The sequence below is a fragment of the Nonomuraea cavernae genome, assembly GCF_040655715.1.
GTDB classification, from domain to species: Bacteria; Actinomycetota; Actinomycetes; order Streptosporangiales; family Streptosporangiaceae; genus Nonomuraea; species Nonomuraea cavernae_A.
This window is the reverse complement of record NZ_JBFAKL010000008.1, coordinates 285,215-297,334: the sequence shown is the minus strand read 5'-3', so window position 1 is coordinate 297,334 and position 12,120 is coordinate 285,215. Positions and strand designations below refer to the sequence as shown.

12 protein-coding genes are annotated in these 12,120 nt (G+C 71.5%); all 12 read right to left on the bottom strand.

The features are described 5' to 3' along the window. Positions 1 to 413: S-adenosylmethionine synthetase N-terminal domain-containing protein (locus tag AB0I38_RS15000; protein ID WP_358467107.1), on the bottom strand; the 413-nt coding region annotated here is incomplete at its 3' end. A gap of 125 nt (positions 414 to 538) precedes the next feature. Continuing rightward, the gene (locus AB0I38_RS14995; RefSeq protein ID WP_189128714.1) at positions 539 to 907 is read right to left on the bottom strand and encodes a hypothetical protein; all 369 of its coding nucleotides are present in this window, start codon (positions 905 to 907) and stop codon (positions 539 to 541) included. Between the two features lie 79 nt (positions 908 to 986). Continuing rightward, positions 987 to 2,192 carry a bifunctional phosphopantothenoylcysteine decarboxylase/phosphopantothenate--cysteine ligase CoaBC gene (coaBC, locus tag AB0I38_RS14990; RefSeq protein ID WP_358467104.1) on the bottom strand — a complete coding sequence of 402 codons (1,206 nt, stop codon included), beginning with the start codon at positions 2,190 to 2,192 and terminating at the stop codon, positions 987 to 989. 8 nt (positions 2,193 to 2,200) lie between these two features. Continuing rightward, a complete protein-coding gene (gene rpoZ, locus AB0I38_RS14985; protein WP_101783051.1) occupies positions 2,201 to 2,470 on the bottom strand; it encodes a DNA-directed RNA polymerase subunit omega in 270 nt (89 codons plus the stop codon). Between the two features lie 5 nt (positions 2,471 to 2,475). Next, on the bottom strand, positions 2,476 to 3,048 hold the full coding sequence (gmk, locus tag AB0I38_RS14980; RefSeq protein WP_225264293.1) for a guanylate kinase: 573 nt from the start codon (positions 3,046 to 3,048) through the stop codon (positions 2,476 to 2,478). A gap of 139 nt (positions 3,049 to 3,187) precedes the next feature. After that, positions 3,188 to 3,511 (bottom strand): integration host factor, actinobacterial type, encoded by a 324-nt coding sequence (gene mihF / locus AB0I38_RS14975; RefSeq protein ID WP_020541698.1) that lies wholly within the window; start codon positions 3,509 to 3,511, stop codon positions 3,188 to 3,190. A 349-nt stretch (positions 3,512 to 3,860) separates the two neighbouring features. Next, positions 3,861 to 4,562 (bottom strand): orotidine-5'-phosphate decarboxylase, encoded by a 702-nt coding sequence (gene pyrF / locus AB0I38_RS14970; protein WP_358467102.1) that lies wholly within the window; start codon positions 4,560 to 4,562, stop codon positions 3,861 to 3,863. Beyond that, a complete protein-coding gene (locus AB0I38_RS14965) occupies positions 4,559 to 5,536 on the bottom strand; it encodes a dihydroorotate dehydrogenase (protein ID WP_358467100.1) in 978 nt (325 codons plus the stop codon). Before AB0I38_RS14965 ends, pyrF begins: the two co-directional genes overlap by 4 nt. A 13-nt stretch (positions 5,537 to 5,549) precedes the next feature. After that, complete coding sequence (locus AB0I38_RS14960; RefSeq protein WP_358467098.1) at positions 5,550 to 6,401, bottom strand: dihydroorotate dehydrogenase electron transfer subunit; 852 nt, start codon at positions 6,399 to 6,401, stop codon at positions 5,550 to 5,552. Between the two features lie 37 nt (positions 6,402 to 6,438). Further along, positions 6,439 to 9,726, bottom strand: a complete 3,288-nt coding sequence (gene carB, locus AB0I38_RS14955) for a carbamoyl-phosphate synthase large subunit (protein ID WP_358467097.1) — start codon at positions 9,724 to 9,726, stop codon at positions 6,439 to 6,441. After that, positions 9,713 to 10,819, bottom strand: a complete 1,107-nt coding sequence (gene carA, locus AB0I38_RS14950) for a glutamine-hydrolyzing carbamoyl-phosphate synthase small subunit (RefSeq protein WP_358467095.1) — start codon at positions 10,817 to 10,819, stop codon at positions 9,713 to 9,715. Before carA ends, carB begins: the two co-directional genes overlap by 14 nt. Beyond that, positions 10,816 to 12,102 (bottom strand): dihydroorotase, encoded by a 1,287-nt coding sequence (locus tag AB0I38_RS14945; RefSeq protein ID WP_436838745.1) that lies wholly within the window; start codon positions 12,100 to 12,102, stop codon positions 10,816 to 10,818. The genes carA and AB0I38_RS14945 overlap by 4 nt, the downstream gene beginning before the upstream one ends. Between the last annotated feature and the right edge of the window lie 18 nt (positions 12,103 to 12,120).

The window sequence follows — 12,120 nt, the reverse complement described above, 5'->3', positions numbered from 1 at the left end:
CACGCGTAGCCGAACATCAGCCCCTGGTCACCGGCGCCCTGCCGGTCGAGCTCGTCCACGCCCTCGCCCGAGCGGTGCTCGTAGGCGTCGTCGACTCCCTGCGCGATGTCGGGCGACTGCGCCCCGATGGACACCGACACGCCACACGAGGCGCCGTCGAAACCCTTGTGGGAGGCGTCGTAACCGATCTCCAGGATCTTCTCCCGGATGACACCCGGGATGTCGACGTAGGTCTCGGTCGTCACCTCGCCTGCGACGTGGACCTGGCCGGTAGTGATCATCGTCTCGACGGCGACCCGGCTCGTGGGGTCGTCTTTGAGCATCGTGTCGAGAATCGCGTCACTGATCTGGTCGGCAATCTTGTCCGGGTGGCCCTCGGTGACCGACTCGGAGGTGAACAGGCGACGTGACAACTCAGTGGCTCCTCATGCAGCGGCTGCTGACGGATTGCGGCTCCGGCGGTCGGACAGGCCCGGGCCTCCCGAAGTCTAGCCCTACCGGACGCCCTGCCGCGAAACTGCCCGAATCCTGGCGTGCCTCACAGGTCAGGCAGCGGATCGGGAGGCAGCGTCTCGGGTGCGAAGATCTCCGCGTCGGCCGCCGCGACCACCGCCGCGTACTCCTCCTCGAACTCGAACGCGAGCGACCCGAGCTCGATGACCGGCCCGGGCGCCTGCAGGATCGGCCCCAGGCGGGTGTGCCTGGGGAAGATCGCGTAGATCGAGATCGGGCGGTCTCGCTGGAGCATCTTGGTGGCCAGCACCGAGATCGATCGGCCGGTCACGACGATCAGGAAGTCGGCGGCCCCCCCGGGCCCCACCGACAACGCGGGAAAGACGTAGCTGATCTCTTCGTGATCGCCCAGTAGTGTCCTGCAACGGTCTCTGACAGCGGAACTCACCGGCATTCCGTCCCCCTTCGCGCCAAGTATCCGCAGGCGTACGGGGGTGTGCAACAGGTGATGCGGTAACGGACTCGTACGGCCGTCAGACGAGGCGCGCGGCCACCAGATCCCAGACGGCGTCGGCCACGTCGTCCTTGGGACCGCGCTTCACCTCGACCGCGTCGCCGTCGGCGGCGAGCACGGTGGCGGCGTTGTCGGGGGTGCCGAACGCGAGGTCGCGGCCCACCTGGTTGACGACGAGCAGGTCGCAGCCCTTGCGGGCGAGCTTGGCGCGGCCGTTGGCCAGCACGTCGTCGGTCTCGGCGGCGAATCCGACGATCACCTGGGGATGCCCGGCGTCCCGCGCGCGGGCGGCTCGGCGGAGCTCGCCCAGCTCGGCCAGGATGTCGGGGTTCTTCGTCAGCGGGATGGCCTCGGGCTCGCCGTCGGTCTTCTTGATCTTGGACTCGTGCCACGTGGACGGCCGGAAGTCGGCGACGGCCGCGGCCATGACCACCACGTCGGCGTCGGTGGCGGCGGCCAGCACCGCCTCGCGCAGCTCGGCGGTGGACTCCGCCCGGACCACCGTGGCCCCCGCGGGATCGGGCAGCGTGACGTTGGCGGCGACCAGGGTCACCTCGGCGCCGCGCGCGACGGCCGTGCGGGCCAGGGAGTATCCCTGCAGCCCGGAGGACCGGTTGCCGATGTAGCGGACGGGGTCGATGGCCTCACGGGTGCCGCCGGCGGAGACGACGACCCTGCGCCCGGCCAGGTCGCGCGGGGCGCCGCGCAGCACGCGCAGGCAGACCTGGAAGATCTCTGCGGGGTCGGGCAGCCGCCCTGGGCCGGTGTCGGCGCCGGTGAGCCGGCCGACGGCGGGGTCGATCACCACGGCGCCGCGCTCGCGCAGCGTCGCGACGTTGGCGCGGGTGGCGGGGTGCTGCCACATCTCGGTGTGCATCGCGGGCGCGAACACCACCGGGCAGCGCGCGGTCAGCAGCGTGTTGGTGAGCAGGTCGCCGGCCAGGCCGTGAGCCGCCTTGGCCAGCATGTCGGCGGTGGCGGGCGCCACCACCACGAGGTCGGCGCTCTGGCCGATCCGCACGTGGGGCACCTCGTGCACGTCGTCCCAGACCTCGGTCGCCACGGGCTGGCCCGACAGGGCCGCCCAGGTGGGCTCGCCCACGAACCGCAGGGCGTCGCGGGTCGGGACGACCCGCACCTGATGCCCGGACTCGGTGAACAGGCGCAGGAGCTCACACGCCTTGTAGGCGGCGATGCCCCCGGTGACGCCAAGGACGACCTTCATCGAAGCGGTCAGACCGCGCCTTCGATGGGCTCGGCGTTGAGCAGCCCCTCGGACACCTCGCGCAGCGCGATCGAGAGCGGCTTCTCCTGGGCGTGCGTCTCGACCAGCGGCCCGACGTATTCGAGCAGGCCCTCGCCGAGCTGGGAGTAGTAGGCGTTGATCTGGCGGGCCCGCTTGGCGCCCATGATCACCAGGGAGTATTTGCTGTCGACGATGTCGAGCAGCGCGTCGATCGGTGGGTTGGTGATCCCCTCAGCGACCGGGGCGATGCCTGCCACGATTGTCAGACCTCTCGGTTGGTGGTTGTCGTGACCCCCAGAGGGTCAGTCATCAAGGCTATCAGCCGGCGGCACACGTCTTTCACATCCGTGTTGACCAGGGTGAGATCGAACTCCTTCTCGGCCGCCATCTCGATCCGCCCGGCCTCCAGCCGGCGGGCGATGACCTCCTCGGGTTCGGTGCCGCGGCCGCGCAGCCGCTTCTCCAGCTCCTGCCAGCTCGGCGGGGCCAGGAACACCAGCAGGGCCTCCGGCATGCTGCGTCGCACCTGCCTGGCGCCCTCAAGGTCGATCTCCAGCAGCGTGGGCACCCCGGCGGCGACCCGCTCCAGGACGGCGCGCCGGGGCGTGCCGTAGCGGTTGCCGGCGAACTCCGCCCATTCGAGCAGCTCACCCGACTCGACCAGCCGGTCGAACTCCTCGCCGTCGACGAAGAAGTAGTGGACCCCGTGCACCTCGCCGGGCCGGGGCCGCCTGGTGGTCACCGAGACCGACAGCCACACCCCGGGGTGTGCCCGCCGGAGCTCGGCGACGACCGTGGACTTGCCTACGCCGGACGGCCCCGACAGGACCGTCAGCCGTCTGTCACCCGAGGGGAGGAAGTCGCCGACCTGCGCTCCTGATCCGACTGCCTCATCGGCCCTTGCATTGCCGGACCTGGACCTGTCGGTCACTTCCTACCCCCCGTTGAACCCGCGTGTTCGTGTGGAACCGAGATTAGCTCTCGTTGCCACCGAACTCGCGCTCGAGGGATGCCCTCTGGTTCGCACCGAGACCCCGCACGCGGCGGGACTCGGCGATGGCAAGCCGCTCCATGAGCTGCTTGGCGCGGACCTTGCCCACGCCGGGGAGCGACTCCAACAAGGCCGACACCTTCATCTTGCCGATGACGTCGTCGGTCTGCCCATCCTTGAGCACCTCAGCCAGAGAAACCGCGCCATGCTTGAGCCGGTTCTTGACCTCGGCACGCTCTTTACGGGCCTTGGCAGCCTTCTCCAGGGCTGCGGCGCGCTGCTCAGGGGTCAGGGGAGGAAGAGCCACGCCGGGTCACCTCGAATTTCTGTCGATGTACTCGGACGGGAAGGGAAACTAGCTGGTCATCGCCCCCTAAGCAACGTCAAGAGCAGTTTCTCTCGCGACAAAATCTACTTCGTCGCTCTCCGTGTAGAAAAAACTACAGTCTGGTGAGCAAAACGTCCTCACTTCCCGGTTCGTCCCCAGGCTCTTCTGGGGCACGCCGAAGCGGACGAAGATCACATTCCAGCTGCCCGTCTCTGTCCGAAACCACCCGCCGACCTGTGTCCCAAACCTCGTCCCGGCGGGCTCGCACGTCGCGGGATCGCCACGGTTGTGACATCATTCGATCTTGTGCGGCGAGCGGGCCGCGCCGTCAGGAAGGCGTCGCGGTGCGCCTGAGTGCGGCGGCCACGGCGGCGGCCGCGGCCCCCGGGTCCGGCGAGGCGGTGATGGGGCGACCGATCACCAGCAGGTCGGCCCCATCGGCGAGGGCCTGTTCGGGGGTGGCGACCCGGGCCTGGTCCTGGGTGTCGGCGCCCGTGGGACGCACGCCCGGCGTGATCAGGGTGATGCCCGGACCGACCTCCGAGCGCACCGCCGCGACCTCGTTGGGGCTGCAGACCAGGGCGGTCGCGCCGGCGTCGACCGACATGGCGGCCAGCCGGCGCACCGCGTCGTCGGCCGGGCCGATCAGGCCGATGCTGCCCAGGTCGGCCTCGCTGAGGGAGGTCAGCACCGTGACGGCGGCGATCTGGGTGTGGGGCGCGGCGTCCACCGCCGCCCTGATCATCGCGGGTCCGCCCGTGGCGTGCACGGTGAGGATGGCGGGCCGCAGCCGGGAGACGGCGCGGGCCGCGCCGGCCACCGTGTTGGGGATGTCGTGCAGCTTGAGGTCGAGGAAGACGCTGACGCCGCTGGCTCCCCGCACGGAGGCGATCACATCAGGGCCGTAGCGCAGATAGAGCTCCAGGCCCACCTTCACGGTGCTCACGTGGGGCGTCACCAGGGCGGCCCACCTGGCGGCGGTCTCCAGGTCGGGAGCGTCGAGGGCGACGGCGATGGGTGCGGGGGTCAAGGGGAGCTCTCCTCGGTGTCGACGAGCAGGTGCCGGGGGGCGCCGCCCGGTGGACGGTGGGCCAGGCCGACGGCGTCGGCCAGCCGCTGGAAGCCGCGGGCCCGCAGCAGGTCCTCGAGCTCGCGCTCGATCCGCAGGCACGCGTAGGGGTCGTGGAACAGGGCGGTGCCCACCCCGACCGCGCAGGCGCCCGCCAGGATGAGCTGGAAGGCGTCTCTGCCGGTCATCACGCCGCCGACGCCGATCAACGGCACTCCCGGGAGCGCGGCGTGCACCTGCCAGACACACCGTACGGCCAGCGGCAGGATGGCCGGGCCGGACAGTCCGCCGGTCACGGCGGCGAGCGAGGGCCGCAGCGTCTCGGTGTCGATGGCCATGCCGAGCGGGTTGTTGATCATCGACAGCGCGTCGGCGCCCGCGTCGGCGCAGGCGCGGGCCACGGCGACGATGTCGGCCACGTCGGGCGCGAGCTTGGCGACGACCGGCACGTCGTAACGCATGATGGACCGCACGGCGGCGATGACCTCGGCGGCGGCGCCGCCCTCGCGGGCGAAGACCCGGCCGCGGTCCTCCATGTTGGGGCACGACAGGTTGACCTCGAGCGCCGTCACCCCGGGCGCGTCGGCGAGCCTGCGGGCCAGCTCGGAGTATTCGGCGACGGTGCCGCCGCCGATCGAGACGATGGTGCGGATGCCGCGCTGGGCCAGCCAGGGCAGCTCGCGTTCGAGGAAGGCGTCGATGCCGGGGCCCTGGAGGCCGACGGCGTTGAGCATGCCGGACGGCGTCTCGGCCATGCGCGGCGTCGGCCGGCCGGCGCGCGGGGCCATGGTGATCGACCGGGTGGCGAGCGCTCCCAGCCGGTGCAGGTCGAAGAACTGGGCGAGCTCGCGGCCGGAGGCGGCGCATCCGGCGGCCGTGGTGATCGGGTTCGCCAGCTCCACGTGTGCCAGAAATGTACGCATATCTACGGACATGTCAGGTCACCACTCAGCCCGCATGGCGAGCACCGCCCCCGGGCGCGCCGAGAGCGTCGAACGGGATCGTTCCCACGTCCTCGAACCGCACCCGCTCCCCCCGGAACACCGGGCCCTCGGCGCAGGCTCGCAGCATCCTGGTCACCCCGTCGTCGCCGATGACCGGGAGCACGCACGTCATGCACACGCCGATGCCGCACGCCATCGACTCCTCCACCGCCACCTGCACCGGAATGTCGAACTCCATCGCCACGGCCGTGACCGCCCGCAGGGTCTCCATCGGCCCGCACGCGTAGACGGCGTCGGCCCGGGTGTCGGCGATCACCGACGGCAGCGCGTCCGTCACCTTGCCGCGCAGGCCCAGGGAGCCGTCCTCGGTGGTGAGCGTCGTGGTGGCGGCCATCCGCCGGGCCCGCATCGCGCCGAACACCCGGTCGGCGCCGGCCCCGCCGAGCACGAAGTCGACCCGGCAGCCCCGTTCCAGCAGCGCGTCGGCCACCGGGAACAGCACCGCCGCGCCGTACTCGGCGCCGACCAGCACGCAGTGGACGGGGTCGCGCGGCAGCGGGAACGGCCGCCCGAGCGGACCCACCAGGTCGAGGGTGTCGCGGGCACGGCGCTCGGCGAGCCAGGCGGTGCCGGGCCCGCGCACCATGAAGACGAGCTCCACCGTGCCGCCGTAGTCGGACTTGACGTCGTGGACGGTGAGAGCCCGGCGGGTCACCATCGACGTGTGCGCCCCGCCGACCGCGACGGACACGAAGTGACCGGGGCGGTAGCGCTCGGCGATGCCGGGCGCCACCACCGTCAGCGCATGGTAGGCGTCGACCCGGCGCGTCGTCAGCACCGTGCCCGTCACCTGCACAGGTGTGCCGGCCAGTCTCGTTCACCTCCCGTGGGAGCTATCCCCGAAGCGCCTTCGCGTGCTCCTGGAGGGACCGTACGCCGACATCGCCCCGCACGATGGCCTGGATGCCCGCGGCGGCCGCCGCCAGTCCCGCGACCGTGGTGATGCACGGGATGCCGCGCAGCACCGCGGCGGTGCGGATGTCGTAACCGTCGAGCCGCGGGCCGGACTGCCCCGGGCTGCCGAACGGCGTGTTGACGATCAGGTCGACCTCACCGTCCAGGATGGCTTGCACGCTCGTCGGCTCACCTCCCGGTCCGGGTCCCTCGCTGTGCTTGCGCACGATCTTGGCATGGACACCGTTGCGGCGCAGCACCTCGGCCGTGCCCTCGGTGGCCAGGATCTCGAAACCGAGGTCGGCCAGAGCCCGCACCGGGAAGATCATCGCACGCTTGTCGCGGTTGGCCACGGACACGAACGCCCGCCCCTTGGTGGGCAGCTCGCCGTAGGCGGCGGCCTGGGACTTGGCGTAGGCGATGCCGAAGAACTCGTCGATGCCCATGACCTCGCCGGTCGAGCGCATCTCCGGCCCGAGCACGATGTCGACGCCGCGGAACCGGTTGAACGGCAGCACCGCCTCCTTGACCGCGATCGACGCCTCCAGCGGCAGCGTGCCCCCGTCGCCGGAGGCGGGCAGCATGCCCTCCTCGCGCAGCGAGGCGATCGAGCTGCCCAGCATCACCCGGGCCGCCGCCTTGGCCAGCGGGGCGCCGGTCGCCTTGGACACGAACGGCACGGTGCGGCTGGCCCGCGGGTTGGCCTCCAGCACGTAGAGGACGCCGGCCGACATGGCGTACTGGACGTTCAGCAGCCCGCGCACGCCGACGCCGCTGGCGATGGCCTCGGTGGCGGCGCGGATGCGGGTGATGTCGTGGCTGCCGAGCGTGATGGGCGGCAGCGCGCACGCCGAGTCGCCGGAGTGGATGCCGGCCTCCTCGATGTGCTCCATGACGCCGCCCAGGTAGAGCTCGGAGCCGTCGTAGAGGGCGTCGACGTCGATCTCCACGGCCTCGTCGAGGAACTTGTCGACCAGCACCGGGTGACCGCCCTCCTGGGCCGCCATGTAGCGGGTCAGGGTCTCGTCGTCGTAGACGATGGCCATGCCGGCCCCGCCCAGCACGTAGGAGGGGCGCACCAGCACGGGGTAGCCGATGTCCTCGGCGATCTCCAGCGCCTCCGAGACGGTCAGCGCCGTGCCGTGCTTGGGCGCGGGCAGGCCCGCCTCGGCCAGCACGCGGCCGAAGGCGCCGCGCTCCTCGGCCAGGTGGATGGACTCGGGCGAGGTGCCCACCACGGGCACGCCCGCGTCCTTCAGCTCCTGGGCCAGCCCGAGCGGCGTCTGCCCGCCCAGTTGCACGATGACGCCCGCGACGGGCCCGGTCTGCTGCTCGGCGTGCACCACCTCCAGGACGTCCTCCAGGGTGAGCGGCTCGAAGTAGAGCCGGTCGGAGGTGTCGTAGTCGGTGGAGACGGTCTCGGGGTTGCAGTTGACCATGACGGTCTCGAACCCGGCCCTGGACAGCTCGAACGAGGCGTGCACGCACGCGTAGTCGAACTCGATGCCCTGCCCGATGCGGTTGGGCCCGGAGCCGAGGATGATCACCTTCGGCCGCTCGCCGAAGGGCACCTCGCTCTCCTCGTCGTAGGCGGAGTAGAGGTAGGGCGTCTGGGCGGCGAACTCGGCGGCGCAGGTGTCGACCGTGTTGTAGACGGGGCGCAGCCCCAGCGCGTGCCGCAGGTCGCGGACGCGGGCCTCGTCGATGCCGCGGATCTCGCCGATCTGCGCGTCGCTGAAGCCGTGGCGCTTGGCCCGCTGGAGCCCCTCGACGGTCAGCTCGGGCGCTTCGGCGAGCTCCCGGGCCTCCTCGTCGAGCAGCAGCAGCTGGTCGAGGAACCACGGGTCGACGCTGGTGGCCTCGAACAGCTCGCGCGTGGTGGCCCCCGCCCTGATGGCCTGCTGCATGGTGCGCAGCCGCCCGTCGTGCGGGGTGCGGCAGGCGTCGAGCAGCTCGGCCTTGGCGGACACCTCGCCCGCCCAGGTGAACGACGAGTCCTTCTTCTCCAGCGACCGCAGCGCCTTCTGCAGCGCCTCCGGGAAGGAGCGGCCGATGGCCATGGCCTCGCCCACCGACTTCATGTGGGTGGTGAGGGTCCGGTCGGCGCCCTTGAACTTCTCGAACGCGAACCGCGGCACCTTGACCACGATGTAGTCGAGCGTCGGCTCGAAGGACGCGGGCGTCTCACGGGTGATGTCGTTGGGGATCTCGTCGAGGGTGTAGCCGATGGCCAGCTTGGCGGCGATCTTGGCGATCGGGAACCCCGTCGCCTTGGACGCCAGGGCCGACGAGCGCGACACCCGCGGGTTCATCTCGATGACGACCATGCGGCCGGTGCGCGGGTCGACCGCGAACTGGATGTTGCAGCCGCCGGTGTCGACGCCGACCTCGCGGATGACGGCGATCGCGACGTCGCGCATGTTCTGGTACTCGCGGTCGGTCAGGGTCAGCGCGGGGGCGACGGTGACGCTGTCGCCGGTGTGGACGCCCATCGGGTCGATGTTCTCGATGGAGCAGACGATGACCACGTTGTCGACCCTGTCGCGCATGACCTCGAGTTCGTACTCCTTCCAGCCGAGGATGGACTCCTCCAGGAGGACCTCGGTGGTCGGCGAGGCGTCGAGCCCGGCGCCGGCGATGCGCCGCAGGCCGGACTCGTCGTAGGCGAACCCGGAGCCCACGCCGCCCATCGTGAACGAGGGCCGCACGACCAGCGGGTAGCCCAGCTCACCGGCGGCGGCCAGGCACTCGGTCATGGTGTGGCAGACGACCGAGCGGGCCGACTCGGCGTTGAACCCGTGCTCGCGGGCCACCTTGGCGACGATCTCCTTGAACCGCTCGCGGTTCTCGCCCGCCTGGATGGCGTCGAAGTCGGCGCCGATCAGCTCGACCTCATAGCGCTCCAGCACGCCCGACTCGTGCAGCGCGACCGCGGTGTTGAGCGCGGTCTGGCCGCCCAGCGTCGGCAGCAGCGCGTCGGGCCGCTCCTTGGCGATGATCTTCTCGACGAACTCGGGGGTGATCGGCTCGATGTACGTGGCGTCGGCGAACTCGGGATCGGTCATGATCGTCGCCGGGTTGCTGTTGACCAGGATCACCCGGAAGCCCTCGTCGCGCAGCACGCGGCAGGCCTGGGTGCCGGAGTAGTCGAACTCGCACGCCTGCCCGATCACGATCGGCCCGGAGCCGATCACCAGGACGGACCTTATGTCCTCACGCTTGGGCACGGGTCATGACCTCGCAGAACTCGTCGAAGAGATAGGCCGCGTCATGGGGACCGGCGGCGGCTTCGGGATGGTATTGCACGCTGAACGCCCGCCCGTCGAGCAGGCGCAGGCCCTCCACGCAGCGGTCGTTGAGGTTGACGTGGCTCACCTCGGCCTGACCGAAGGGCGTGTCGAACGGCCCGTCGAGCGGCGCCTGGACGGCGAACCCGTGGTTGTGCGCCGAGATCTCCACCTTGCCGGTGCGTACGTCCTGGACCGGCTGGTTGACCCCGCGGTGGCCGTAGCGCAGCTTGTAGGTGGACAGCCCGAGCGCGCGGCCGAAGAGCTGGTTGCCGAAGCAGATGCCGAAGAAGGGCACCCGGGCCTCCAGCACGCCGCGCAGCGCCGAGACGTCGGCGGTGGCCGGGTCGCCCGGCCCGTTGGAGAAGAACACGCCGTCGGGCCCGACGGCCATGATGTCGTCGAAGGTCGCGGTGGCGGGCAGCACGTGCACCTCGCAGCCGCGCTCGGCCATCCGGTGCGGCGTCATGCCCTTGATGCCGAGGTCGACGGCCGCCACCGTGAAGCGCCTGGCGCCGATGGCCGGCACCACGTAGGGCTCGGTGGTGGCCACCTCGGCGGCCAGGTCGGCGCCCTCCATGCGGGGCGCCCGGCGGACGCGCTCGACCAGGTCCTCGACCGGCTCCGTGGGGGCCGTGAAGATGCCGGCCCGCATGGCGCCGCGCTCGCGCAGGTGGCGGGTGAGGGCGCGGGTGCCGGGGATGGCGATGCCGACGACGCCCTGCTCCTTGAGGTAGTCGCCGAGCGAGCCGGTGGCCCGCCAGCTGGAGACCACGCGGGACGGCTCGCGCACGACGTAGCCGGCGACCCAGACGCGGCGCGACTCGGGGTCCTCGGTGTTGACGCCGGTGTTGCCGATGTGCGGGGCCGTCATCGCGACGATCTGGCGGTGGTAGGACGGGTCGGTGAGGGTCTCCTGGTAGCCGGTCATGCCGGTGTTGAAGACCATCTCGCCGAACGTCTCCCCCTCCGCGCCGTAGGGGGTGCCGTGGAAGATCCGCCCGTCTTCGAGTACGAGCAGCGCGTCGGTCACGTGAGCTTCCCTTCGAGGACTGTGGGCTTGCCGCGCAGGAACGTCGCCACTACCCGCCCCGGCAGCGTCATCCCCTCGTAGGGGGTGTTGCGGCTCTTGGAGGCGAAGGCGGCGGGGTCGACCAGGGTGCGGGCGGCCGGATCGTAGAGGGTGAGGTTGGCCGGGGCGCCGGGCTCGATCGGCCGCCCGTGGCCGGTCAGGCGGCCGATCCGCGCGGGCACGAGCGACATGCGCTGGGCGACGCCCGCCCAGTCGAGCAGCCCGGTGTCGACCATGGCCTCCTGCACGACGCTGAGCGCGGTCTCCAGGCCGACCATGCCCATGGCGGCGGCCGCCCACTCGGTCTCCTTGTCCTCGACCGGGTGCGGCGCGTGGTCGGTGGCGACGATGTCGATCGTGCCGTCGGCCAGCGCCTCCCGCACGGCCTCGACGTCGGCGCGGGTGCGCAGCGGCGGGTTGACCTTGTAGATCGGGTTGTAGGCGCCGGCCGGGGAGTGCTCGACGAGGTCGTCGGTGAGCAGCAGGTGGTGCGGGGTGACCTCGGCGGTGATGTTCCAGCCCTTGGACTTGGCCCAGCGGATGATCTCGACCGAGCCGGCCGTGGAGACGTGGCAGATGTGCAGCCGGGAGCCGACGTGCGCGGCGAGCAGGCAGTCGCGGGCGATGATCGCCTCCTCGGCGACCGCGGGCCAGCCGGTGAGGCCGAGCCGGCCGGAGACGACGCCTTCGTTCATCTGCGCCCCCTCGGTGAGCCGGGGCTCCTGGGCGTGCTGCGCGACGACGCCGTCGAACGCCTTGACGTACTCCAGGGCGCGGCGCATGAGCACCGCGTCGTCGACGCACCTGCCGTCGTCGGAGAAGACCCGGACGCGGGCGGCGGAGTCGGCCATCGCGCCGAGCTCGGCGAGCTGCCTGCCCTCCAGGCCGACGGTGACCGCGCCGACCGGCTGCACGTCGCAGTGGCCGAACTCGAGGCCGAGCCGCCACACCTGCTCGACCACGCCGGCGGTGTCGGCGACGGGTGAGGTGTTGGCCATGGCGTGCACGGCGGTGTAGCCGCCGCGGGCGGCGGACTGGGTGCCGGTCTGCACGGTCTCGGCGTCCTCGCGGCCGGGCTCGCGCAGGTGCGTGTGGAGGTCGACGAGACCGGGCAGGGCGACCGCGCCGCCGCCGTCGACGGACCGGCCGCCGGGCGGCTGCGGGCCGATCTCCGCGATCAGGCCGTTCTCGACGCGCAGGTCGGTGGGCTCCGCGCCGACGATCCGGACATTACGGATGATCAACGCGCCCCCTTCGCCGCC